The organism is Lichenibacterium dinghuense (assembly GCF_021730615.1).
Classification (GTDB): Bacteria; Pseudomonadota; Alphaproteobacteria; order Rhizobiales; family Beijerinckiaceae; genus Lichenihabitans; species Lichenihabitans dinghuensis.
In genome coordinates this window covers 4,517,824-4,539,428 of the sequence record NZ_JAJLMN010000001.1, presented here as the reverse complement: position 1 = coordinate 4,539,428, position 21,605 = coordinate 4,517,824, and the positions used below count along the sequence as shown (strand labels likewise).

Genomic DNA, 21,605 nt, shown 5'->3' with positions numbered 1-21,605 from the left:
GCTCACGGTGTTCGGGTTCATGGCTCGGGTGCGTCCTTTCAGGACGCGACGGCAATCCGTTGAACCTGTCGCGGGTCCCGCCGTTACCGGGGCATGACGAACCACACCCCCGACTCCGAAGCCGCCAGGATCGCGGACGCCCGCCGCCGCGAGATGGCGGTCGAACACCTCCTGTTCGGCACGCTGCGCTTCGTGGCGCACCGCCACCCCGAGCTCATCGCCGAGCTCGACGGCAGCCTCGAACACCTGTGGGACAACGCCGACGACGGCTCCCGCGACGACGAGGCCGTGCGCGCCATCGCCCGCAAGTTCATCAGGAGCCTGCGCGTCGAGAGCTGACGACGGGCGCCCCCGCGGGAGCGGAACCGTCTCTCGAAGGCGGACCTTGAGGGCGGAACGCGCGCTGCCTCCGGCGCGCCCCGCCCCCGAGGAACACCGCCCATGCCCCGCGCCGTCCTTCAGCCCATCCTGATCACGGTCGTGGTCGGGCTGGTCGCCCTGTTCGGCTACTGGGCGCAGGCCCCCTGGCTGGTGCCCAGCGTCGGCGCCTCGGCCTTCATCCAGCTCCTGCTCCCCGACAAACCCGCCGGGCAGGCCTACGACACCGGCGTCGGCCAGCTCGTCGGCATGGTCGCGGGCTTCGTGTCCGTGCTGGTCACCGGCGCCGCAGCGGCGCCCGTGATGTCCGAGACGCACGAGATCGCGCTGGTGCGGGTGGGCGCCGTCGTGCTGGCGATCTTCCTGACGGCGGCCGTGCAGGTGCCCCTGAAGGCGCTGAGCGCCGCCGGCGCCGCCGTGGCGATCCTGATCGCGGCCGGCGTGGCCTCGACGAGCTGGGCCAGCCTCGGGGTCGTCGCGGCCAGCATCGGCTTGGTCACGGTGCTGGGCGAGATCGCCCGGCGGGTCCTGCTCGCCGCGTCGCGCTGAGGGTCAGCGCCGCAGGAAGGGCGCCATGCCCTGGCGCGCCAGGAGGTCGGCCCGCTCGTTCTCGGGGTGGCCGGCGTGGCCCTTGACCCAGTGCCAGCGCACCTTGTGGCGGGCCGTGGCGGCATCGAGCTGCTGCCACAGCTCGATGTTCTTCACGGGTTTCTTGTCGGCGGTGCGCCAGCCGTTGCGCTTCCAGCCCGCCATCCAGCCGGTGATGCCGCCGCGCACGTATTGCGAGTCCGTGTGGAGGTCGACGTCGCTGGGCTCTTCGAGCGAGAGCAGCGCCGTGATGGCGGCCGTCAGCTCCATGCGGTTGTTGGTCGTGTCGGGCGCGCCGCCCTTCAGCTCGCGGTCCGCGCCGGCGAGGCGCAGGATGGCGCCCCAGCCGCCGGGGCCCGGATTGCCCGAGCAGGCGCCGTCGGTCCAGATGGTGATCGTCTCAGTCATGCCAGCCATAGGCCTCGGCCGTGCTTACCGTCCGGTGAAAGCGCAGCTTGGCGAGATATTCGCGGGGGTCCTTGGGCTTCACCAGGGCGCCGGGCGGCACGTTCAGCCAGTCGACGAGGCGGGTCAGCATGAAGCGCAGCGCGGCGCCGCGCGCCAGCGTCGGCAGCGCCTCGACCTCGCCGCGCGACAGCGGCCTCACGGCGCGGTAGCCGTCGAGCAGCGCCCGGCCCCGCGCGGGGTCGAAGGCGCCGCCTTCCGCGAAGCACCAAGCGTTGAGGCAGACCGCGACGTCGTAGGCGAATGCGTCCGTGCAGGCGAAGTAGAAGTCGATGAGGCCGCTCAGGCGGTCGCCGAGGAAGAACACGTTGTCGGGAAACAGGTCGGCGTGGATCACGCCCTCCGGCAGGCCGCGCGGCCAGCGGGCGGCGAGCAGCTCCAGCTCCTCCTCGACGAGCGCCGACAGGCCGGGCGCGACGGCGTCCGCCCCCTGCCCCGCCGCGGCGAAGAGCGCGGGCCAGCTCGCCACCGACAGGTCGTTGGGCCGGCGCATGGAGAAGTCGGCGCCGGCGCGGTGCAGCTCCGCCATCGCGCGGCCGAGGGCGCCGCAATGCTCGGCCGAGGGCTGCTTGATCCACACGCCGTCGAGGAAGGTCACCATGGCGGCGGGCCGGCCGTTGAGGGTGCCGAGCGCCTCGCCGCCCCGGTCGCGCACCGGGCGCGGGCAGTTCAGCCCCCGCGACGCGAGGTGGTCCATCAGCCCGATGAAGAAGGGCAGGTCGTCGGCCGAGACGCGCTTCTCGTAGAGCGTGAGGATGAAGTTGCCCCCCTCGGTGTGGACGAAGTAGTTCGAGTTCTCGACGCCCTCCGCGATGCCCTTGCAGGACAGGAGGGCTCCGACATCGTAGCGGCCGAGGAAGGCGGAGAGTTCGGCGTCGGAGACGTCGGTGTAGACGGCCATGGAGGTTTCCGGCGTGGGGGTGCCGTCCGGATAGCGACGGGCTCCCACGCGGTCAAACCGGCACCCCGTCAGGCCCGCCCGCCGACGCGGCGAGGGCGGCCCCGCGCACGGGACCGCCCTCTCACCTGTCGGCTCTTCGCGCCCGGAGGCGGCGTCGGATCGTCAGTGCGCCGCCGTCGCCGCCATGGTGTCCTGCACGGGGCGCAGCTCGCGCGGCAGCGGGAAGAACATGGTCTCGGTCACGGTCGCCACGGTCTCGACCTCGATCTCGTAGCGCTCCGCGAAGGCGTCGATGATCTCCTCGACCAGCACCTCGGGGGCCGAAGCGCCCGCCGTGATGCCGATCTTGCGGATGTCGCCGAGCGGAGCCCAGTCGATGTCGGAGGCGCGCAGCACGAGCTGGCTGTTCTTGCAGCCGGCGCGCTCGCTCACCTCCTTCAGGCGCTGCGAGTTCGACGAGTTGGCCGAGCCCACCACCAGGAGCGCGTCCACCTCGTGGGCGATCTGCTTCACGGCCTCCTGGCGGTTGGTCGTGGCGTAGCAGATGTCCTCCTTGTGGGGGCTGACGATGCCCGGGAAGCGCTGCTTCAGCGTTTCGACGATGCCCTGCGTGTCGTCGACCGACAGCGTGGTCTGCGTCACGAAGGCGAGCTTCTTGGCGAGGAACTCCGGCGAGGCCTCGTCGGCGAGGCGGTGCACGTCGGCGATGTTTTCGACCAGAATCACGGCGCCGTCCGGCAGCTGGCCCAGCGTGCCCACGACCTCGGGGTGGCCGGCGTGGCCGACCAGGATGATGGTGTGGCCGCGGCGATGGTGCAGCTCGGCCTCGCGGTGCACCTTGGTGACCAGCGGGCAGGTCGCGTCGATGTGGAAGAACTTGCGGGCGCTGGCCTCGGCCGGCACGGCCTTGGGCACGCCGTGGGCCGAGAAGATCACCGGCGCGTCGGTGGGCGGGATCTCGTCGAGCTCCTCGACGAAGACGGCCCCCTTCTTCTTCAGGGACTCGACGACGTATTTGTTGTGCACGATCTCGTGGCGTACGTAGACCGGGGGGCCGTAGATCGACAGGGCCTGCTCCACCGCGTCGATGGCGCGGATGACGCCGGCGCAGAAGCCGCGCGGCGCGCAGAGCATCACTTGGAGCGGCGGTTTGGTCATCGATCTCATCCGGGCGTCGTCAGGACGGGTTCTTGCGGGAACGGGGCGCGAGGGTCAAGCCGACGGGGCGCCGCGGCTCCACTTTCACCCTCCGGTGAGATAAGGAGCCCGTCGGCCGGGCTGAAGGGGGCGGTGCCGTCCGGCGCCCGGCGAGCGCCCGGGCACCCCTGCCCTTTCGAGCATCGCCCGCCCCATGACGCACGCGACCGACGAGCCGCCCCGGGCCGGCCTCGAAACCCTGCCGCATCCCGCGACGGCGGCCGCGGCGCCGCGCCGGGGGACCGATCCGGCCTTCCGGGCCCGCTTCACGCGCGGCTCCGTGTTGCGCCACGTGCTGGTGATGACGGCCACCGGCACGGTGGGCACGCTGTCGATCTTCGCCGTCGACCTCCTGTCCCTCGTCTACGTGTCCCATCTCGGCTCGACGGAGCTCAAGGCCGCCGCGGGCTTCGCCACGCAGGTCCTGGTCTACCCGGTGGCGATCAACATCGGGCTCACCATCGCGGTCACGGCGGCGGTGTCGAGGGCGCTCGGCGCCGACCACCGCGCGCGGGCGAAGCGCATCGCGGCCTCGGGGCTGCTGATCTCCGGCGCGGTCAGCACCCTCGTGGCCGCCGCGGCGCTCGCGGGCGCGGGCCCGCTGCTGTCGCTGTTTGGCGCGCAGGGCCACGTCCGGGAGGTCGCCGAGTGCTTCCTGCTCATCGCCCTGCCCGGCAACGTGCCCTTCGCGCTCGGCATGGCCCTGTCGGGCGTGCTGCGCGCCGTCGGGGACGCGCGCCGCGCCATGATGGTGACGCTGGCGGGCGGGCTCGTGACGGCGGCCGTCGATCCCCTGCTGATCTTCGGGCTGAACCTCGGCATCTACGGCGCGGCCGTGTCGACGCTGTTGTCGCGCTTCGTGTTCCTCGGCGTCGGGCTCCACGGCGTCGGACGGGTGCACGGGCTGCTCGAGCGGCCGAGGCCGCGCGCGCTCGGGCTCGACGCCCGCATCCTCGCCGCGGTGGCGCTGCCCGCCATCGCGGCCAACCTCGCCACCCCGGTCGGCAACGGCTACGCGCTGCACGTCTACGCGGCCTTCGGCGACGCCGCGGTGGCGGCCAGCGCCGTGATCGACCGCACCGTCTACGTGGCCTTCGCGGCGGTCTTCGCCCTCACCGGCGCGGTCGGCCCCATCCTCGGGCAGAACGTCGGCGCCGGGCTCTACGGCCGCGTGAGGGAGACGCTGACGCGCTGCTTCGCCGTGACGGTGGGCTACGCGCTCCTGGTGTGGCTCGCCCTGGCCCTGCTGTGGCCGGAGATCGCCGCGCTGTTCCAGGCCTCGCCCGCGATGACGGACTACCTGCGCTTCTTCTGCACCTGGGGCGTCGCCGCGTGGCTCTTCATCGGCATGCTGTTCGTGGCCAACGCGGCCTTCAACAACCTCGGCTTCCCGCTGCTCGCCACGCTGTTCAACTGGGGCCGCGCGACGCTGGGGACGGCGCCCTTCGTGACGCTGGGCGCGCATCTCGGCGGGGTCGAGGGCGGCATGGTCGGCATGGCGGCCGGGGCCGCGATCTTCGGCACCGGGGCGGTGGCGACCGCCTACCGCGTCGTCGGCCGCCTCGGGCTCAAGGCGGCGCACCGCTGAGCGCAGCGGCGCCGGCAATCATTCGTCAGAGCGAGATCGCCGGCGCCATTCATCAATGATTAACGATTCAGGCCGCGCGGCGGGCGTCGACGGTCAGGGGGGCCCAGGCCTGAGCCTCGCGGGCCGTGGCGCGCTGGTGCTGGCGCGCTTCGCGGGCGCGCTCGGCGAGGATCAGGGTGCCGTCGGTCAGGGCGGGCTCCACCAGGGCGGCGTCGACGTCGAACCGCGACAGGCCGATGTCGCGCAGCATGTGGTCGTCGAGCGAGGCCAGGCTGCGCACGGCGCGGCGGCGCTCCCCGGCCTCGCGCAGGCTGGCGGCGAAGCGCGCCACGGCCGACGCGGCGGCAGCGAAGCGGGAGGGAGAGACATCGGCGGGACGCATCGGACTGTTTCCTGGTTGGACGAGGATGGTATACGCCGCAGCGCACAATCAGAGAAACGAATGTTCTTGATACCTGCCATCGGCTTTGGTCATACTCTCTCGCAGCCTCGACCCGGATGCCTCCCATGACGGCGCTCCTCGACATCGACCAGTTGCGGTCCTTCATCGCCATCGCCGACACGGGCACGTTCACCCGCGCGGCGGAAGCCGTGCACAAGACGCAGTCCGCCGTGTCGATGCAGATCAAGCGGCTTGAGGAGACCGTCGGGCGCCCGCTGTTCGAGCGGGACGGGAGGGCCTCGCGCCTCACCGAGGAGGGCGAGCGGCTGCTCGACTACGCGCGGCGCATCCTGCGCCTGTCGAGCGAGGCCCTGGCGAGCTTCGCCGAACGGGAGCTGGCGGGGCGCGTCCGGCTCGGCCTGCCGGACGACTATGCCGAGCGCTACCTGCCCGAGATCCTGGCGCGCTTCTCGCAGTCCAACCCGCGCGTCGAGGTGACGGTGGTGTGCGAGCCGACGCCGATGCTGATGGAGCGGATCGAGCACGCCGACATCGACCTCGCCATCATCACCCACGTGTCGTCGCGCGGTTCGGCCTCGGTGATCCGCCGCGAGCGCCTGCTGTGGGTGACCTCCGGCCGGCACGCCGTGCACGAGCAGGAGCCGGTGCCCCTGGCGCTGGGGCGGACCTTCTGCACCTGGCGGCAGGCCGCGACGGCGGCGCTGGACGGGGCCGCCCGGAACTACAGGGTGCTGTATTCGTCGTGGAACTCGACCGCCGTGGGGGCGGCCGTGCTGGCCGGGCTCGCCGTGTCGGTGCTGCCGGAAAGCGCGCTGCGCCCGGGCATGCGGGTGCTCGGCCCCGCGGACGGCTTCCCGACCCTGCCCTCCTGCAAGATCGCGCTGGTGCGCAACCGGGCCGACCCGTCGCCGCTGTGCGACGCGCTGGCGGGACACATCGTGTCCAGCCTCGACAACCTGTCGACGGCGGGGGACAGGGGCGGCGCCCCGGTCAGCTGAGGTTGGCGGCGATCTTGCCGTAGTAGTTCGTGGCCAGCCGGGTGCCGATCGCCGTCGCTCCCGCCACCACGGCGAGCGAGACGATGCCGGCGACCAAGCAATACTCGATCGCCGTGGTGGCACGCCTGTCGCGCCAGAAGCGGATCATCATGACCCCTGTCCCCCACCTCATCGGAAGCGGGAACTTGTCACGCGCCCCTTAACGATTCGCCCTCGTCAAATGAAAAACCCCGACCGAACGGCCGGGGCCCGAAGTGCCGCGAGCAGGCGTCGCTCACATCGCCTTCTTCATGGACTTCTTGTGCGACATCTTCTTCATGGACTTCTTGTGGGACATCTTCTTCATGGGCTTCTTCATCGGGGCGTCAGCGGCCGGAGCGGCGGCGTCCGGGGCGGCGGCGGCGTCCGGAGCGGCGGGGGCGGCAGGAGCGGTCTGGGCGACGGCGATGCCGAAGCTGAGCACGGAAGCGGCGCAGGCCAGGGCCAGGGTCTTCTTGAGCGAATTCATGGGTGTCTCCCTTCGATCGTCCGCCGCCGCAGCCCTGTCGGTTCCGCGCGGCTCGACCCGCACGCAACGCATATCACCTGGCTAAGTTTCTCCTAGCTCAGTCTTCGGCTAAGAAACGGGACGACTGATGCAGATAGGGCACGTTGCCAGCACAGCCGCATTTCCCTAACTGAAGCGAACGGCCGCTCGGCCATCCCCGCCGGCCGCCCGCGGCCGGCTTCAGGCGTGAAAGCACCGCATGGCCCGCGACACCACCGACACGATGCCCATCGCTTCGCGGGACGACCTCGTCGCCTGGATCGCGGAGGGCTGCAAGCTGGGCCAGTCCGTCGGCATCGAGAACGAGAAGCTGCCCTTCTACCGCGACACGCTGTCCCCCGTGCCCTACGAGGGCGACCCCGCCACGGGGCGGGGCGGCATCCGGGCGCTGCTCGACGGGATGGCCGAGCGCCAGGGATGGGAGCGCATCCTCGAGGACGGGCTCCCGATCGGCCTCGCCGACGACGCGGGCACGGGCGGCGCGGTGTCGCTGGAGCCGGGAGGCCAGTTCGAACTGTCGGGCGCCCCGCTGAAGACGCTGCACGCGTCGAAGGCCGAGCTCGACGGGCACCTCGACGCCCTCAAGGCGGTGGCGGAGCCGCTCGGCATCGGCTTCCTGGCGCTCGGGGCCGGCCCGAAGTGGCCGCGCGGCGCGACGCCGGCCATGCCCAAGGGGCGCTACCGCATCATGGCGGGCTACATGCCGAAGGTCGGCACGCGCGGGCTCGACATGATGTTCCGGACCTGCACGGCGCAGGCCAACCTCGACTTCGCCTCGGAAGCCGACATGGTGAGGAAGCTCAGGGTGTCGCTGGCCCTGCAGCCGGCCGCCACCGCGCTCTTCGCCAACTCGCCGTTCCGGGAGGGGCGGCCGAGCGGCTTCCTGTCCGAGCGCTCGCACATCTGGCTCGACACCGACCGGGCCCGCTCGGGCATGATGCCCTTCGCCTTCGAGCCCGGCATGGGGTTCGAGCGCTACGTCGACTATGCGCTCGACGTCCCGATGTATTTCGTCAAGCGCGGCGACCGCTACCACGACGTCACGGGCGCGAGCTTCCGCGACCTCATGGAGGGGCGGCTCGACGCGCTGCCGGGCGAGCGGGCCACGCTGTCCGACTGGGCCAACCACCTGTCGACCATCTTCCCCGAGGTGCGGCTGAAGCGGTATCTCGAGATGCGCGGCGAGGACGTCGGCTCGGCGCCCATGATCGTGGCGCTGGGGGCGCTCTTCGTCGGCCTGCTCTACGACCCGGCCGCGCTGCAGGCCGCCTCCGACCTCGTGGCGCCCTGGACGGCCGAGATGCGGCAGGCGATGCGTGACGCCGTGCCGGCGCAGGGGTTCCGCACCCCCGCCGGCGGACGCACGCTGCGCGACGTGGCCCGCGACATGCTGGAGATCGCCCGCGGCGGGCTGGAGCGCCGGGCGTTCCGCGACGCCGCGGGGCGCGACGAGGCGCAGTATCTCGCGCCGCTCGACGAGCTGGTCGAGCGCGGGCAGACGCGGGCCGACATGCTGCTGGAGCGCTTCCACGGCGCCTGGAACGGCAGCGTCGACCCCGTGTTCGCGGAATGCGCCTACTGAGGTCGTCCCATCGGTCATCCTGAGCCGGCGCGGCGCGCCGGCCGGGAGACGCGGGTGTCGCCCTCGGCTCGCCCCCTACTTCGCGGCCGGCATCGCGCCGGACGGGCAGGTGCCGGCCGGCTTGGTGCCGAACGGGTTGACGATGAAATAGTCGGCGCACTTGTCGCAGCCGGCCAGCGCGGAGGCGACGACGAGCAGCGCCAGGACGCGGCAGGCATGGCGGTGGAGCATCTCGGGTCCTCGTGGGGCGGTGGAGGTCAACATGGCTTCCGCCGCGTTAACAGGGCCTCACCCCGCTGTCAGCGGCTGATCGCGGCCCCCTCGACGCGCACCGATCCGCCGACCTTGACGCAGGTGTCCGATCCCGGCACGCGGATGTAGCCCTCGCCGACCTCCGGGCAGGTCGCGGCTTTGGGCTCCGGTTCCTTCTTCTGCCGCGTGATCGCCGCGGCGGGCAGGATCCAGAGGACGGCGATGGCGCACAGCAGCGGCTTGGTCATGGGGCGCCTCCGGGGTCGCGGCGGGCAGGATAGCGCGGACCCGCGGGACGCGCTGTGGCGGCACCGCCACGCCGCGCGTCCATCGCAGCCCCTTCCCGGACCGATCCCACGCCGTGCCTTGCGGGCGACAGGGGGCCCGCCCAATCTCGCGCTGGACGGGAGCCGGCGATTCGCGACCGGCCGTCGATCGTCCCGGATGGACTCGCCATGACCAAGCTCACCCTCGCCGCCGCGTTGGCGCTGACGCTGTCGACCGGAGGCGTCTTCGCCCAGGCCGCGGCCCCCGCGACCGCGCCCGCCATGGCGCCCGCCGCCGGCGCCTCGACGGCCGCCGCCCCGATGATGAAGAAGGGTCAGAAGCCCCGCACCGCCCAGTCGCTGGAATGCTCCAAGAAGGCGGATGCCGCCAACGTGCACGGCAAGCCGCGCTCCGCCTTCATGCGCAAGTGCAAGGAGGGCAAGGCCTGAGCCTCACGGCTCCGGCTCGCCCCCGCGGGCCGACACGCGGGGGAAGCGCGCCATCGCCTCGAGGTCGTCGAGGTCCATGGTGTTGCGCATGTACTGCTTCGTGGCGTCGCGGAACGGCTGGTAGTCCCAGGGCTTGGTGACGCCGCTCGCGAGCGCCGCATCGACGAGGCGGCGCCGGCGCTGGCTGTCGCGCACCGAGCGGTCGAGCGCGGCGATGTCCCACCGCCGCGCCGCCTCGGCCCGGAACGCCGCCACGGTTCCGGCGTGCTCGCCCGAGCCGGCGAGGTTGCATAGTTCCTCGGGGTCCGCGCCGAGGTCGTAGAGCTGGTCCGGGTCGGCCGGCGAGTGGACGAACTTCCAGCGCCCGCGGCGCAGCATGACGATCGGCGCCAGCGCGCCCTCGGCCAGGTATTCGCCCAGGACCTCGTCGTGGCCGCCCCGGCCCGACAGGTGCGGCACGAGGCTGCGCCCGTCGATGGCGCTCGCGAGCGCGTCCGGATCGCCGCCGGCGATCTCGACCAGCGTCGGCAGCACGTCGACCAGCGACACGGAGGCGCGCACGCGCCCCGGCGCGAAGCGGCCCGGCGCCGACACCACGAGCGGCACGCGGCAGGCCCCCTCGAAGAAGCTCATCTTGTACCAGAGCCCGCGCTCGCCGAGCATCTCGCCGTGGTCGCCCAGGAACACCACGACGGTGTCGCCGAGGCCCGCGGCCTCCAGGGCGTCGGTCAGGCGGCCGAGCTGGGCGTCGCAGAACGAGACGGCCCCGTAATAGGCGTGGCGCGCGTTCCTCACCTGCTCGTCCGAGACCGGCTCGGCGTCCATGGCGCAGACGTGGCGCAGGCGCGCCGTGTGGGGATCGAGGGCCACGTCGGCCGCTCCGACGCGGGGCAGGTCGATCGCCTCGTGCGGGTAGAGGTCCCAGTAGGGCCGCGTGATCGCGAAGGGGTCGTGCGGGTGGGTGAGCGACGCCACCATCAGGAACGGCCGGCGGTCGCGGCCGCGCGCGTGGTCGTAGATCGCCCGCTCGGCCGCGAAGGCGACTTCCTCGTCGAAGTCCATCTGGTTGGTGCGGACGCAGAGGCCGGCGTCCGTCACGGACGACATGTTGTGGTACCAGCTCGGCCGCTCCGTCGGACGCTCCCAATCGGGCGTCCAGCCGTAGTCGGCGGGGTAGATGTCGGTGGTCAGACGCTCCTCGAAGCCGTGGAGCTGGTCGGGTCCGCAGAAGTGCATCTTGCCGGACAGCACCGTGCGGTAGCCGATCCGCCGCAGGTAGTGCGCGAAGGTGGGGATGTCGGACCGGAACTCGGCGGCGTTGTCGTAGCCGCCGGTGCGCGACGGCAGCGCCCCCGTCATGAAGGCGGTGCGGGACGGCGAGCAGAGCGGGCTGTTGCAGTAGGCCTGCTCGAACACCACGCCGCGCGCGGCCAGGCGTTCGAGGTGCGGCGTCCGGACCAGGGGGTGGCCGTGGATCGGCAGGAAGCGCGGGGCCAACTGGTCCACCATGACGATGAGGATGTTCGGCTTCGATTCGGTCATGGCTTCCGCTGCGGGAGGGGGCGCCCCAGTCGATCAGCCGCCGGCCGCGGGGGCTGACGGGAAGGCGGTCGTTCCTGCCCCGGAGGCGACGGGGCCGGAGCGCCGCCGCGGCGGGCCGCCTCAGGTCGCCGCGCGTTCCGCGGCCAGCAGCGCGCGCTTGCGCTCGACGCCCCAGGCGTAGCCGGACAGCGCGCCGTCGCTCCGCACTACGCGGTGGCAGGGGATCGCGACCGCGATGTTGTTCGCCGCGCAGGCCCCCGCCACCGCGCGCACGGCGCCGGGCGAGCCGATCCGGGCCGCGACCTCCGCGTAGGAGGCCGTTTCCCCGGCGGGGATGTCCATCAGCGCCTTCCAGACCCGCTGCTGGAAGGCGGTGCCGCGCACGTCGAGGGGCAGGCCGAGCCCGTGGCGGGGCGCCTCGACCAGCGCCACCACGTCGGCGACGAGCCGCCCGTAGCCGGGCTCCCCGCCGATCAGGCTCGCGCGCGGGAAGCGGCGCCGGAGGTCGCGCGCGAGCGCGTCGGGCTCGTCGCCGATCAGCACGGCGGCGACGCCCTTGCCGCTCGTCGCGACCAGGACCGCGCCCAGGGACGACCGGCCGACCGCGAAGCGGATCTCCTCGTCGGCGCCGCCCGAGCGGTAGCGCGTCGGGGTCATGCCCAGGATCTCCGTGGACTGCGCGTAGAAGCGCCCGCTGGAGTTGAAGCCAGCCTCGTAGAAAGCTTCGGTGACCGAGGCGCCGGCGGAGAGCCCCTCGCGGACCCGCTCGGCCCTGCGCGCCGCCGCGTAGTCCCTGGGGGTCAGCCCGGTCGCGGCCTTGAAGGTCCGGTGCAGGTGGCCGGGGCTGCAGCCCACCGCCGCCGCGAGGTCCTGGAGCGAGGGAGGGGTCTCGCCGTCCTCGATCGCGCGGCAGGCCCTCGTGACCAGGGCCGCGGCGGCTTCCTCGGCGGAGGGGCCCTCGGGCCTGCAGCGCAGGCAGGGGCGGAACCCGCTCGCCTTCGCGTCGGCGAGCGTGTCGTGGAAGGCGACGTTGCGCGGATTGGCGGTGCGCGACGCGCAGGACGGGCGGCAGTAGACGCCCGTCGTCGCGACCGAATACCAGAATCGGCCGTCGGCCGCCTTGTCGCGCGCCCGCACCAGCGCCCAACGCGGATCGTCGACCACGGACGCTCCGACGTGCGTCCCTTCCCGATGGCTGTGCATGTCCGAACCTCGCTGAACGACGGGGCGAGACTGGCGCGAGGCCGGCCGGCTGAAACTCCGACCCTTGCTTTCGAATCGGACGACGGGTCGTATCATCTCGGGCCCGTCCCGCGGAAACGCTGCCCCCATCGACGATGGGTGCCGAGCACCGAACCGCAGGCGGCTGCGACCACGGTCCGCGCCCATCGCAGGCGCGGACGCGAGCCAGAGGGGCGTCGATGGCCGGGGTATCGGGTCTCAACCACGTCACGCTGGCGGTGTCGGACCTCGACCGGTCGCTCGCCTTCTACCGCGACCTGATCGGCCTCGCCGTCAGGGCCCGCTGGCCGGACGGCGCCTACCTCGAAGCCGGGACGCTGTGGCTCTGCCTGTCGGTCGGCCCCGTGACGGCGCGCGAGGACTACACCCACGTCGCCTTCAGCGCCGCGCCAGAGGACTTCGGCACGCTGTGCGAGCGCGTCCGCGCGGCGGCGCCGATCTGGCGGGAGAACCGCAGCGAGGGCGCGTCGCTGTACATGCTCGATCCCGACGGGCACCGGCTGGAGTTGCACGTCGACTCGCTCCGGTCGCGGCTCGACCACTACCGGGCGCGGCCGGGGAGCGACGTCGAGGTCTTCGACGCGCCCGACGGGGACGGTCGGCAGGAGTGATACGGCATCCGGCCGAACAGGCCGGGGTGCCGTATCACCAGCCCGCGCGGCGCATGAGCGAAGCCGAAATCCGCATCCCGAAGGGATCGAACGGATTTCGTATGACCCCTCCGGCGCCCGCGCGTGCGGACCACAACGTGGACGGGCCCCGGCGGAACCGGCGAGGCGGGACAGCTCCCACGCCCGCGGCCCCGCGGGGCGGGCGCGGCCCGATCCGCGCGAGGGCGTTCCGGCGCCGGGATCAGGACGCCTTCTTGCGCGCGAAGCGGGCCACGAACGGGTCGAACAGCGTCTTCTTGCCCCGGCGCGGCTCGGTCCGGCCCATCACGGTGCGGCCGAGCTCGGCGAAGAGCTCGGCCGTGCGCCCGCCCGCTTCGACCTCGCCGATCATCTGCCCGTTGTTGGACGCCGTGCCGAACAGCTTGGCGTCGAAGGGCACCACGGCGGTCGGCTGCATCTCCAGCGATTTCGCGAAATCCGCCGCGGCGATCTCGGGCCGCTTGGGCAGCCCGACGCCGTTCAGCACGAGGCGCGGCGCGGCGTCGTTGGGTCGCGCCGCCTTCAGCACGTCGACGAGGTTCTTGGCGTTACGCAGGCTGGCGAGGTCGGGCGCCGCCGTCACCATCACCTCGTCGGCGCCGATCAGCGCGCGGCGGCTCCAGGCGGTCCAGCCGTGCGGCACGTCGAGCACCACCACCGGCACGGTGGAGCGCAGGATGTCGAACAGCCCGTCGAAGGCCGTCTCGCCGAAGTCGTAGGCGCGCTCCAGCACCGCCGGCGCCGCGAGGAGCGACAGCTTGTCGGTGCACTTCGACAGGAGCCGGTCGACGAGGTTGGCGTCGAGCCGGTCCGGGGCGAAGACCGCCTCGGCGATGCCCTGCGGGGGGTCTTGGTTGAAGTCGAGGCCGGCCGTGCCGTAGGGCAGGTCGAGGTCGACGATGGTGGTCGCGATGTCGAAGGAGCGCGAAATCGACCAGGCGACGTTGTGCGCCAGTGTCGAGGCCCCCACGCCGCCCTTGGCGCCCGTGACCGCGACCATGCGGCCGACCGGCGGCGCCGCGGCGTGGGAATACAGGTGCGACAGCGCCCGCACGAGGTCGAGCACCGCGAAGGGCGCGACCAGGTAGTCGCTGACGCCGCGCCCGATCAGCTCGCGGTAGAGGACGATGTCGTTGAGGCGGCCGATCACCACGACCTTGGTGCCGCTGTCGCAGTATTCGGCGAGCCGGTCGAGGTGGGTCACCAGCGTGTCGCGGTCGCCCGTCGTCTCGATCACGATGAGGTTCGGCGTCGGCGCGGTGCGGTAGGCCTCCACGGCCGCCGGCGCACCGCCCATGTGGACCTTGGCATGCGCGCGGCTCATGCGCCGGTCCGCCATGGCCTCGTTCATCAGGCCGGCGATCTCGGGCGTCTCGCAGAAGGCCTGCAGGGTGATCCGCGGCACCGGCGAGATGGCGGGCCCCTCGGAGGAGGTGCGGGACGGGTCGAAGCTCATCGGCCACCGATCGGAACGAGGTTGGACTGCGTCCACACGGTGCTCGGGTCGACGCCGCGGGGCACGTCGGACGTGACGTCGCCGCGGATGTCCTTGATCGGGCGCACCCGCATGTAGACGTCGCCGGGCTCCTCCGCCCGGGGGCGGACGAGGTCGCGGGGATCGTCGGTCTGCGCCGCCAGCGTCTGCTGGGTGGCGCAGCCGAGGTTGGAATAGGGCCGGTTCGACAGGTCGAAGGCGGTGTCGCCCGGGCCGAGGTCCTCGGGCCAGTCGCCGCAGGGCCGCGCCGTGCCGGCCTGGAGCTTGAGGAAGCTGAGGTGCAGCGCGGAGGCGAGCCGCCGGTCGGCGACCCTGTAGCTGCCGACCTCGATCGCGCCCTGCACGCCCGAGGCCGCGAGGCCGCGGCGCACCGCCATCAGGGTCGCGTCGGCGGCGACGGGGTCGACGCCGCGCGGCACCAGCACGCGGATGCGGCCGCGCCCTTCCGCGCGGAATTCGGCGGCGAAGCTTTCGAGGTCGTGGCGCTGCCGGTAGTCGAGCCTGTCGCCGGTGGCGAGGAAGATGTCGAGCGAGCGCGGCGCGTCGGCCAGCACGATCGGGTGGCGCTGGTGGTAGTCGACCGGGATCGCCGAGGTGGCGACCGTGCGGTCGACGTGGGAGCAGCCCGCGAGGGCGGCGCCGACGACGGAGATCGCCAGGATCGCGCGGAGGACACGACGCGGAGGCGGCCGGAGGAGGGTCATGGTCGATCCCGGGATGCGGAGGGACGGGCGGCCGTCAATCGTTGATGAAGCCGACGCGGCCGCGGTACTGCTTGGCCAGCGCGGGGTTGTCGGCGCGCGAATAGATCCGGTTCATGCGCCCGAGCAGGATCGCCTGCGGGTCGGTCGGGTCGGTGAAGCCGTCGTCGGGCTTGCTGACCTGGTCGGGGCGCAGCGTCCGCGCGATGACGGGCGTCACCACGATCATCATCTCGGTCTCGTTGCGCTGATACTGGCGCGAGCGGAACAGCGCGCCGAGGATCGGCAGGTTGAACAGGCCCGGCGTGCCCGACAGCGTCTGCTGGCTCGTCTGCTGCACGAGGCCGGCCGAGGCCAGCGAGCCGCCCGACGGCAGCTCGACCGTGGTCTCGTTCTGCCGCTGGCGGAAGCCCGGGATGGAGCCGCAGGCGTTGGTGGCGGGCGTCGCCACGTTGGGATCGACCTCGACGACCTGCGTCGAGATGTGCAGGGAGATGCGGCCGCCGGACAGCACCGTGGGGGTGAAGTTCAGGCTGACGCCGTATTGCTGCTGGACGTAGGTGCAGGTCGGGATGCCGAAGGCCGTCGTGACGGTCGTGGCGGCCTGCAGGATCGGGATGGTGCCGCCGGCCTGGAACTTCGCCGTCTCGCCCGACACGGCCGTGACGTTGGGCTCGGCCAGGACGTGGGCGACGCCGGTGCTCTCGAAGGCGCGCAGCGTCGCGGACAGCGAGTTGCGCTGGCCGAGGTAGTTCAGCGTCGCCGCGTTGCCGACGGAGGAGTTCGCGCTCGACAGCACGCCGTCCGTCGCCGCGGCCGCGGCGGTGGAGCGCCAGGCGCCGGTGAGGTCGACGCCGAGCTGCTTGACCACGTCGCGCCGCACCTCGACGATGGACACCTTGAGGGTGACCTGGTCCTGACCGCGGATGATCAGCGAGTTGATGATTCGCCCCGGCACGACCAGGGGCGTGCCGGCCGACACGGACACGCCGCCCGTGCCGCCTCCGCCCGTCGTGCCGCCGGTGCCGACGGCCGTGTAGCCCGTGAAGGCGGTGGCGATGTCCATCGCGCGCTGGGCGTCGACGGCCGATGCCACGGTGCCGGTGAGGATGACGGAGTCGTCGACCGCCTGGACGCGGACATCGTCGTCGGGCAGCACCGTCCGCAGGATGCCTTCCAGCGCGCCGACGTCCCGGTCGTTGACGTTGATCGACAGGATGGCGACCTGCCGGCCGTCCTTGTCGAGCGCGAAGATCGTGGTCGGCCCCTTTGACAGCGCCATGACGTAGAGGCGGCGGGGCGAGCGCACCGTGGCGTTGGCGACCTCCGGCTTGCCGACGAAGATCTCGGCGGCGTCCTCCGGCAGGTCGACGATGATGGACTTGCCGACCGGCATGGTGAGGTTCTGGGTGCGCGCGCCGGGCAGGATCTTCAGCACGTTCGGCGCGGGGATCGAGGCGGCGCTCTTCACCCGGGGCACCAGCACGGGCGTCTGGGCGGCGGCCGGCATGGGGACCGGGGCGGCGAGGGCGGCCAGCGCGAGCACGCCGGCGGCGGAGCGGCGGGGGACGGCGCGGATCATCGGCCGGTGTCCTCGGACACGGTGCCGTAGCGCACGACCGACAGGCCGTGGGCGGCCTCGTGGACCACCGACGGCGCCTCGGCCTGATGGGCGTCGAGCACCGAGCGCAGCACCAGCGACAGCTGGCCCGTCCGCTGGGCGAGGATCACGGTCTCGGCCTGCGCGGGGTCGAGTTCCAGGGTGGCGTTGGACCCCACCACCACGGGCTGGCCGTTCTTCTCCTGGACGTTCTGGCCGATGGCCAGCACCTTGACGTTCGTGAGCAGGGTGTCGGTGGTGAAGTTGTCGCCGCCGGTGGTCGGCAGGCCGGGCTTGGCGTCCTGGCGGTAGGTCCGCACCACGTCGACGCGGTCGTTGGGCAGGATGAAGCCGCCCGCCGTCGTGGCGCCCTGGCTGTCGATGTTGATCGCCACGGCGCGCTTGCCGGACGGCAGGATCACCGCCATCAGCCCGCCGTCGCCCTTGATGAGCTTGCCCGTGAGGACCGGCTCGCCCGCCACCATGGCGGAGCGCACCGTCGCGCCCCTGAATTCGTCGAGCGCCTTCGGGTCCTGGGTCTTGCGCAGCATGCCGGCCGGGATCGCGTCCTTGGGCCAGCTCCGCCAGTCCATGTCGCCGTCCCCGATCCGGGTGCCGAGCGGCAGGTCCTTGGCGGCCACCAGCACGTCGTCGGTGGTGGGCGGGGGCGGCGGGGGCGGCGGCAGCGCGGCCACGGGGGCCGGCGGCGGCGGGCTCGAACCGCCCGCCATCATGAACGCGCCGGCAGCGGCCGCGAGGGCCAGAAACAGGACGATGATACGCGACTTCTTCATGGCCCGGCCCGGGGCGCGCCGGGGACGGCGCGCTTCCCGCACAGTAAGGCAGCCAAAGGTCAAGCCATGGTTAATAGATCCTGACCGATCCGACCGATGTGAGATCCGCGCGGGCCGGATCGCCGCCGCAGCGGATGACGGTGAGGAGCGCGATGGAGCGCCAGTGGATGCCTGCGTCGTCGGGGACGGGCCGCGTCAGGGGCGTCGCGGGTCGCCACAGCCCGGCCTGCGCGCCGGGCGGGGCGGCCCCGCGCTGGTCTCCCGGGGCGACGATCGCCGCCGGCCGCCGCGGATCGGCGCAGAACCTCGCCACGCCGTCGACCGTGAGGACGAGGTCCCGCGCGGAGCGATGGGTCGAGAGCCAGGGATGCACGTTCTCGGGCCGGACCAGACCGAGGTCCAGCAGCAGCGCGGCGCGGTCCGCCCATTCCACCGCGAGGTCGCGCGAGAACAGAATGGGGCCGGCCTGAGCCTCGTTGAGGAAGGCGGGACGGCCGAGCAGGAACCAGCCCTCGCTGTCGTCGTCGATCCACAACACGTCGCCGGGCGCGGACCCGACCATCGCCCGCAGGGCGGGGTCGCCGGCGGGGTCGTCGACGAGGCGGCGTTCGGCCGACCGCCCGTCCCACAGCCAGGCGGCCGCGGCACCGATGCAGACCAGGGCGAGGGCGGAACCGAGCGGGGCCGACCACCCCCGAGGCGGCGCGGACGGGAGCGCCAGGGCGATCGCGCCGGCGGCGAGCGGCACGGACGGCAGGCCGATCGCGGCCACCATCGGCCAATCGACCGCCCCCCCTTCCGCGGCGGCGGACCGGAGCACGCTGACGAGGACGAGAGTCGATCCGGCGAAGTCGCTGAGCCACAGGACGAGCGCGGCGACCGCCATGCAGAGGGCGTAGAACGGCGCACGGGCGATCGCGACCTGCCGCAGGGTCGCCGCGACCAGGGCGAGCGCCACGGCCGCCAGGAGGGCGGCGCCCGGCAGCAGGGCGGACATCAGGTTCATGCACACGATGGTCGCGAGGGCGAGGCGCGCCACAGCACCGCGCCGCCACAGCGCCACGGCGACCAGGGCCAGGGACGCCTGGCCCACCACGGCCAGCGGCCACAGCCAGCGCCACAGTTGGACCTGGGCCACCAGCGTGCTCGCACGGAGGTCGCCGAAGGCCCAGCTCCCCGCGAGCCCGCAGGCGGCGACACCGAGGATGGACAGGAGGAGGACGCGGCGGCGGCCGGCCGCGAGCGCGGCCGCCGCGAGCACCGTCGCCGCCTGACACAGGATCGGGCCGAACGACGCCGTCGGCCACTGGCTCGGAAACAGGTAGGTGGACCGCCCCCGCAGGATCGCGAGCCAGGTCGGGTCCACGGGCCGGAGCAGGCGGTCCGCGGGCGAGATCCCGAGGACCGCGGCGGCGAGGACGGCACCGCCGGCCGCGGCGACCGGGACGAGCCATCGCCGGTCTTCGCCGATCAGGGACACTGCGACGATCGCGACGCCGGGCAAGGCCATCAGCGGATGGAACGCCGCGGCGAGGCCGAGCAGGACGACACACGGCAGGCGCTTCCCGCGCGTCGAGGCCGCCAGCGCGCCGAGCACCGCGGCCTCGGCGAACATGCGGGGGGTCGCGACCGCCTCGATGTAGCTGAAGACCCCGTAGGCGCCGTAGGTGGCCGGCAGTGCGATGACGCACACCATGGCGGCCCAGGCCGTGCGGCCGCTCGATAGCGCCCGCATCAGCGCCGCGGCGCCGAGGAGCCAGGCCAGGCCGCCGAGGAAAGCCAGGGCCATCGACGCTTCTCCGGGGCTGGCGACGTGCAATGCGGCGTCGACGAGCCCGCGCATGAGGGAGAAGCTCGTCTGCGCGTCGTGGGCAAACATCATGTCCTGCCCCACCCCGGCCGGGTCCCGGTCGGCGAGGCCGCGCCCGATGTAGATGCGCGCGTCCTGCACGAGCCCGCGGTAGGGGTGAAGCAGGAGAAAGAGCGGGACGAGGGCGGCCCACCAGACCGCGGCGACCTCGGGTCGGCGCGAGCCGCCTCCCACCCGCCGGCTCCTGGCGGCGTCCTGCATGGCCCACTCCCAATGGTCCCCGGACGGGGACGCTCCGAGGGCGAACACAGCGGTGAACAGGTTAAGGCGCGGTTCGAGGCGGGCGAGAGGGTCCGTTTACCTCAATGCAACGACGGGCCTGCATCCTCGGCGGCGGATCATCGGGCGTCACAGGGTGCCCGGAGCTCGTCCACCCTGAGGACCACGACCATGCGGCCCGACACCGACATCCTGATCATCGGCGCCGGTCCGGCGGGCCTGACGGCCGGCTACCTCCTGAGCAAGGCGGGCCGCGACGTCCAGGTGGTCGAGCGGGACCCGGTCTACGTCGGCGGCATCAGCCGCACGGTGAACTACAAGGGCTACCTGTTCGACATCGGGGGCCACCGCTTCTTCTCCAAGTCGAAGGAGGTGGTCGACCTGTGGAACGAGATCCTGCCCGACGACTTCGTCGAGCGGCCGCGCCTGTCGCGCATCTTCTACCGCGGCAAGTTCTACGCCTATCCGCTGAAGGCCTTCGAGGCGCTGCGCAACCTCGGGCTCGTGACCAGCACGGCCTGCGTGGCCTCCTACGCCTGGGCCAAGCTGCGCCCCGTACCGGCGCCCGCGACCTTCCACCAGTGGGTGCGCAACAATTTCGGCGAGAAGCTCTTCTCGATCTTCTTCAAGACCTACACCGAGAAGGTGTGGGGCATGTCCTGCGACGCCATCTCGGCCGACTGGGCGGCGCAGCGGATCAAGGGGCTCAGCCTGTCCTCGGCGCTGCGGGACGCGCTGACGCGCTCGCTCGGCCTCGGGCGCCGCAGGGAGGGCGGCGACACGATCAAGACGCTGATCGCCTCGTTCCGCTATCCCCGCAAGGGACCGGGCATGATGTGGGAGGCGGCGGCGGCCAAGATCGCGGCGCGGGGCGGCCGCGTGACGATGGACCGCGCGCTCGACACGATGAGTTGGGACGCCGCGGCCGGCCTGTGGACGGTGACGCTCGTGTCGGGGGCGGGCGAGCGCTCGGTCGTGACGGCGCGCCACGTGATCTCCTCCGCAGCGATCCACGACCTGTCGCACGCCATCAAGCCCGCCCCGATCAGCACGCTGCACGCCCGCGCGCTGCGCTACCGCGACTTCCTCACTGTGGCGCTGATCGCCCGCACGGCGGACGACTTCCCCGACAACTGGGTCTACATCCACGACCCCGCCGTCTCGGTGGGGCGCGTGCAGAACTTCCGCTCCTGGTCGCCGGAGCTGATCCCGGACCCGGACACGACCTGCCTCGGGCTCGAATATTTCTGCTTCGAGGGCGACGGGCTGTGGACCGCGCCGGACGAGGATCTGATCGCGCTGGCCAAGCGCGAGATCGACCACATCGGCCTGATCCGGTCCGAGGACGTGGTGGACGCCTGCGTGGTGCGCCAGCCCAAGGCCTATCCGGTCTACGACGAGGACTATGCCCACAACGTCCGCATGGTGCGGCTGGAGCTCGAATCGAGCTTCCCGACGCTGCACCTCGTCGGCCGCAACGGAATGCACAAGTACAACAACCAGGACCATGCGATGATGACCGCCATGCTGACGGTCCGCAACATCCTGGCGGGCGAGCGCCTGTACGACGTGTGGCAGGTCAACGAGGACGCCGAATACGGCGAAGCGGGCGAGTCCGGTGTGCGCGAAGCCCTGGCGAGCGAGCGGCTGGTGCCACGGCGCGCGGCGACACGGGCGGTGGCTTAGTAGGACCCTTCCGCCCGGCGTCGGGCACCCACGCCGTCCCGCCTCCTTCCCCCCACGCATCGTTCGAAGCTACAATGTTGGAGGACGGAGACGCGGCCGCGAGCTTGGGGCACAGGTCGCGACCTCCTCCACCGCAGACGCGCGTGACCGCGTTGCGGCGCAAGCCGCCAGGATCTTCGGCGCGGCGGGTC

23 protein-coding genes are annotated in these 21,605 nt (G+C 72.5%); 8 read left to right on the top strand and 15 right to left on the bottom strand.

Features of this window, described 5'->3' with window-relative positions:
* The first annotated feature begins 93 nt into the window (after positions 1-93).
* Both L7N97_RS21705 and L7N97_RS21700 read left to right on the top strand, forming a co-directional pair.
* Positions 94-339 carry a hypothetical protein gene (locus L7N97_RS21705; protein WP_237480342.1) on the top strand — a complete coding sequence of 82 codons (246 nt, stop codon included), beginning with the start codon at positions 94-96 and terminating at the stop codon, positions 337-339.
* A gap of 102 nt (positions 340-441) precedes the next feature.
* A complete protein-coding gene (locus L7N97_RS21700) occupies positions 442-927 on the top strand; it encodes a hypothetical protein (protein WP_237480341.1) in 486 nt (161 codons plus the stop codon).
* Positions 928-930: 3 nt separating this feature from the next.
* On the opposite strand, the gene rnhA is transcribed toward L7N97_RS21700, so the two are convergent.
* From rnhA to ispH, 3 genes are all read right to left on the bottom strand, one after another.
* Entirely contained in the window at positions 931-1,374 is a 444-nt protein-coding gene (rnhA, locus tag L7N97_RS21695) for a ribonuclease HI (protein ID WP_237480340.1), read from the bottom strand.
* Positions 1,367-2,332 carry a homoserine kinase gene (locus tag L7N97_RS21690; RefSeq protein ID WP_237480339.1) on the bottom strand — a complete coding sequence of 322 codons (966 nt, stop codon included), beginning with the start codon at positions 2,330-2,332 and terminating at the stop codon, positions 1,367-1,369. The genes rnhA and L7N97_RS21690 overlap by 8 nt, the downstream gene beginning before the upstream one ends.
* Positions 2,333-2,494: 162 nt before the next feature.
* Entirely contained in the window at positions 2,495-3,490 is a 996-nt protein-coding gene (ispH, locus tag L7N97_RS21685; protein ID WP_237480338.1) for a 4-hydroxy-3-methylbut-2-enyl diphosphate reductase, read from the bottom strand.
* A gap of 193 nt (positions 3,491-3,683) precedes the next feature.
* Between ispH and L7N97_RS21680 the strand changes: the two genes are divergently transcribed.
* Entirely contained in the window at positions 3,684-5,117 is a 1,434-nt protein-coding gene (locus tag L7N97_RS21680; protein WP_237480337.1) for an MATE family efflux transporter, read from the top strand.
* Positions 5,118-5,184: 67 nt separating this feature from the next.
* Here L7N97_RS21680 and L7N97_RS21675 read toward each other — a convergent pair whose 3' ends face one another.
* Positions 5,185-5,499 carry a DUF1127 domain-containing protein gene (locus L7N97_RS21675; protein WP_237480336.1) on the bottom strand — a complete coding sequence of 105 codons (315 nt, stop codon included), beginning with the start codon at positions 5,497-5,499 and terminating at the stop codon, positions 5,185-5,187.
* Positions 5,500-5,624: 125 nt separating this feature from the next.
* Between L7N97_RS21675 and L7N97_RS21670 the strand changes: the two genes are divergently transcribed.
* Positions 5,625-6,518 (top strand): LysR substrate-binding domain-containing protein, encoded by an 894-nt coding sequence (locus L7N97_RS21670; RefSeq protein WP_237480335.1) that lies wholly within the window; start codon positions 5,625-5,627, stop codon positions 6,516-6,518.
* On the opposite strand, the gene L7N97_RS21665 is transcribed toward L7N97_RS21670, so the two are convergent.
* Both L7N97_RS21665 and L7N97_RS21660 read right to left on the bottom strand, forming a co-directional pair.
* Positions 6,511-6,669, bottom strand: coding sequence for a Flp family type IVb pilin (locus tag L7N97_RS21665; RefSeq protein ID WP_237480334.1), 159 nt, complete (start codon positions 6,667-6,669; stop codon positions 6,511-6,513). The genes L7N97_RS21670 and L7N97_RS21665 overlap by 8 nt on opposite strands.
* Positions 6,670-6,792: 123 nt before the next feature.
* The gene (locus L7N97_RS21660; protein ID WP_237480333.1) at positions 6,793-7,026 is read right to left on the bottom strand and encodes a hypothetical protein; all 234 of its coding nucleotides are present in this window, start codon (positions 7,024-7,026) and stop codon (positions 6,793-6,795) included.
* Between the two features lie 238 nt (positions 7,027-7,264).
* On the opposite strand from L7N97_RS21660, the gene L7N97_RS21655 reads away from it, so the two are divergent.
* Positions 7,265-8,647 carry a glutamate--cysteine ligase gene (locus L7N97_RS21655; protein ID WP_237480332.1) on the top strand — a complete coding sequence of 461 codons (1,383 nt, stop codon included), beginning with the start codon at positions 7,265-7,267 and terminating at the stop codon, positions 8,645-8,647.
* Positions 8,648-8,722: 75 nt separating this feature from the next.
* Here L7N97_RS21655 and L7N97_RS21650 read toward each other — a convergent pair whose 3' ends face one another.
* Positions 8,723-8,878 (bottom strand): hypothetical protein, encoded by a 156-nt coding sequence (locus tag L7N97_RS21650; RefSeq protein ID WP_237480331.1) that lies wholly within the window; start codon positions 8,876-8,878, stop codon positions 8,723-8,725.
* Between the two features lie 68 nt (positions 8,879-8,946).
* A complete protein-coding gene (locus tag L7N97_RS21645) occupies positions 8,947-9,147 on the bottom strand; it encodes a porin (protein ID WP_237480330.1) in 201 nt (66 codons plus the stop codon).
* A 207-nt stretch (positions 9,148-9,354) separates the two neighbouring features.
* Between L7N97_RS21645 and L7N97_RS21640 the strand changes: the two genes are divergently transcribed.
* Entirely contained in the window at positions 9,355-9,615 is a 261-nt protein-coding gene (locus tag L7N97_RS21640) for a PsiF family protein (protein WP_237480329.1), read from the top strand.
* Positions 9,616-9,618: 3 nt separating this feature from the next.
* Here the strand turns inward: L7N97_RS21640 and betC are convergent, their stop codons facing one another.
* Positions 9,619-11,157, bottom strand: coding sequence for a choline-sulfatase (gene betC, locus L7N97_RS21635; protein WP_237480328.1), 1,539 nt, complete (start codon positions 11,155-11,157; stop codon positions 9,619-9,621).
* A gap of 120 nt (positions 11,158-11,277) precedes the next feature.
* Complete coding sequence (gene ada / locus L7N97_RS21630; protein ID WP_237480327.1) at positions 11,278-12,360, bottom strand: bifunctional DNA-binding transcriptional regulator/O6-methylguanine-DNA methyltransferase Ada; 1,083 nt, start codon at positions 12,358-12,360, stop codon at positions 11,278-11,280.
* 218 nt (positions 12,361-12,578) lie between these two features.
* On the opposite strand from ada, the gene L7N97_RS21625 reads away from it, so the two are divergent.
* Entirely contained in the window at positions 12,579-13,010 is a 432-nt protein-coding gene (locus L7N97_RS21625; RefSeq protein ID WP_237480326.1) for a VOC family protein, read from the top strand.
* Positions 13,011-13,251: 241 nt separating this feature from the next.
* Here the strand turns inward: L7N97_RS21625 and L7N97_RS21620 are convergent, their stop codons facing one another.
* The 5 genes from L7N97_RS21620 to L7N97_RS21600 all read right to left on the bottom strand — a co-directional run bounded on the left by L7N97_RS21620 (position 13,252) and on the right by L7N97_RS21600 (position 19,710).
* Positions 13,252-14,505, bottom strand: a complete 1,254-nt coding sequence (locus L7N97_RS21620; RefSeq protein WP_237480325.1) for a CpaE/TadZ family protein — start codon at positions 14,503-14,505, stop codon at positions 13,252-13,254.
* Positions 14,502-15,248, bottom strand: a complete 747-nt coding sequence (locus tag L7N97_RS21615) for a CpaD family pilus assembly protein (RefSeq protein WP_237480324.1) — start codon at positions 15,246-15,248, stop codon at positions 14,502-14,504. The genes L7N97_RS21620 and L7N97_RS21615 overlap by 4 nt, the downstream gene beginning before the upstream one ends.
* Positions 15,249-15,282: 34 nt before the next feature.
* The gene (locus L7N97_RS21610; RefSeq protein ID WP_237480323.1) at positions 15,283-16,827 is read right to left on the bottom strand and encodes a type II and III secretion system protein family protein; all 1,545 of its coding nucleotides are present in this window, start codon (positions 16,825-16,827) and stop codon (positions 15,283-15,285) included.
* Positions 16,824-17,639, bottom strand: a complete 816-nt coding sequence (gene cpaB, locus L7N97_RS21605; protein WP_237480322.1) for a Flp pilus assembly protein CpaB — start codon at positions 17,637-17,639, stop codon at positions 16,824-16,826. Before cpaB ends, L7N97_RS21610 begins: the two co-directional genes overlap by 4 nt.
* 70 nt (positions 17,640-17,709) lie before the next feature.
* Positions 17,710-19,710, bottom strand: a complete 2,001-nt coding sequence (locus tag L7N97_RS21600) for a hypothetical protein (RefSeq protein WP_237480321.1) — start codon at positions 19,708-19,710, stop codon at positions 17,710-17,712.
* A gap of 189 nt (positions 19,711-19,899) precedes the next feature.
* On the opposite strand from L7N97_RS21600, the gene L7N97_RS21595 reads away from it, so the two are divergent.
* Positions 19,900-21,414 (top strand): NAD(P)/FAD-dependent oxidoreductase, encoded by a 1,515-nt coding sequence (locus tag L7N97_RS21595; RefSeq protein WP_237480320.1) that lies wholly within the window; start codon positions 19,900-19,902, stop codon positions 21,412-21,414.
* Positions 21,415-21,605 lie beyond the last annotated feature (191 nt).

What these genes read in the sequence shown, in the direction of transcription:
- L7N97_RS21620 (WP_237480325.1), bottom strand. Translation starts at nt 14,505, where the DNA reads ATGAGCTTCGACCCGTCCCGCACCTCCTCCGAGGGGCCCGCCATCTCG.
- rnhA (WP_237480340.1), bottom strand. Translation starts at nt 1,374, where the DNA reads ATGACTGAGACGATCACCATCTGGACCGACGGCGCCTGCTCGGGCAAT.
- ada (WP_237480327.1), bottom strand. Translation starts at nt 12,360, where the DNA reads ATGCACAGCCATCGGGAAGGGACGCACGTCGGAGCGTCCGTGGTCGAC.
- L7N97_RS21670 (WP_237480335.1), top strand. Translation starts at nt 5,625, where the DNA reads ATGACGGCGCTCCTCGACATCGACCAGTTGCGGTCCTTCATCGCCATC.
- L7N97_RS21680 (WP_237480337.1), top strand. Translation starts at nt 3,684, where the DNA reads ATGACGCACGCGACCGACGAGCCGCCCCGGGCCGGCCTCGAAACCCTG.
- L7N97_RS21610 (WP_237480323.1), bottom strand. Translation starts at nt 16,827, where the DNA reads ATGATCCGCGCCGTCCCCCGCCGCTCCGCCGCCGGCGTGCTCGCGCTG.
- L7N97_RS21705 (WP_237480342.1), top strand. Translation starts at nt 94, where the DNA reads ATGACGAACCACACCCCCGACTCCGAAGCCGCCAGGATCGCGGACGCC.
- L7N97_RS21645 (WP_237480330.1), bottom strand. Translation starts at nt 9,147, where the DNA reads ATGACCAAGCCGCTGCTGTGCGCCATCGCCGTCCTCTGGATCCTGCCC.
- L7N97_RS21700 (WP_237480341.1), top strand. Translation starts at nt 442, where the DNA reads ATGCCCCGCGCCGTCCTTCAGCCCATCCTGATCACGGTCGTGGTCGGG.
- L7N97_RS21675 (WP_237480336.1), bottom strand. Translation starts at nt 5,499, where the DNA reads ATGCGTCCCGCCGATGTCTCTCCCTCCCGCTTCGCTGCCGCCGCGTCG.
- L7N97_RS21640 (WP_237480329.1), top strand. Translation starts at nt 9,355, where the DNA reads ATGACCAAGCTCACCCTCGCCGCCGCGTTGGCGCTGACGCTGTCGACC.
- L7N97_RS21655 (WP_237480332.1), top strand. Translation starts at nt 7,265, where the DNA reads ATGGCCCGCGACACCACCGACACGATGCCCATCGCTTCGCGGGACGAC.
- L7N97_RS21600 (WP_237480321.1), bottom strand. Translation starts at nt 19,710, where the DNA reads ATGCAGGACGCCGCCAGGAGCCGGCGGGTGGGAGGCGGCTCGCGCCGA.
- L7N97_RS21665 (WP_237480334.1), bottom strand. Translation starts at nt 6,669, where the DNA reads ATGATGATCCGCTTCTGGCGCGACAGGCGTGCCACCACGGCGATCGAG.
- L7N97_RS21595 (WP_237480320.1), top strand. Translation starts at nt 19,900, where the DNA reads ATGCGGCCCGACACCGACATCCTGATCATCGGCGCCGGTCCGGCGGGC.
- L7N97_RS21690 (WP_237480339.1), bottom strand. Translation starts at nt 2,332, where the DNA reads ATGGCCGTCTACACCGACGTCTCCGACGCCGAACTCTCCGCCTTCCTC.
- L7N97_RS21625 (WP_237480326.1), top strand. Translation starts at nt 12,579, where the DNA reads ATGGCCGGGGTATCGGGTCTCAACCACGTCACGCTGGCGGTGTCGGAC.
- L7N97_RS21660 (WP_237480333.1), bottom strand. Translation starts at nt 7,026, where the DNA reads ATGAATTCGCTCAAGAAGACCCTGGCCCTGGCCTGCGCCGCTTCCGTG.
- L7N97_RS21650 (WP_237480331.1), bottom strand. Translation starts at nt 8,878, where the DNA reads ATGCTCCACCGCCATGCCTGCCGCGTCCTGGCGCTGCTCGTCGTCGCC.
- L7N97_RS21615 (WP_237480324.1), bottom strand. Translation starts at nt 15,248, where the DNA reads ATGACCCTCCTCCGGCCGCCTCCGCGTCGTGTCCTCCGCGCGATCCTG.
- cpaB (WP_237480322.1), bottom strand. Translation starts at nt 17,639, where the DNA reads ATGAAGAAGTCGCGTATCATCGTCCTGTTTCTGGCCCTCGCGGCCGCT.
- ispH (WP_237480338.1), bottom strand. Translation starts at nt 3,490, where the DNA reads ATGACCAAACCGCCGCTCCAAGTGATGCTCTGCGCGCCGCGCGGCTTC.
- betC (WP_237480328.1), bottom strand. Translation starts at nt 11,157, where the DNA reads ATGACCGAATCGAAGCCGAACATCCTCATCGTCATGGTGGACCAGTTG.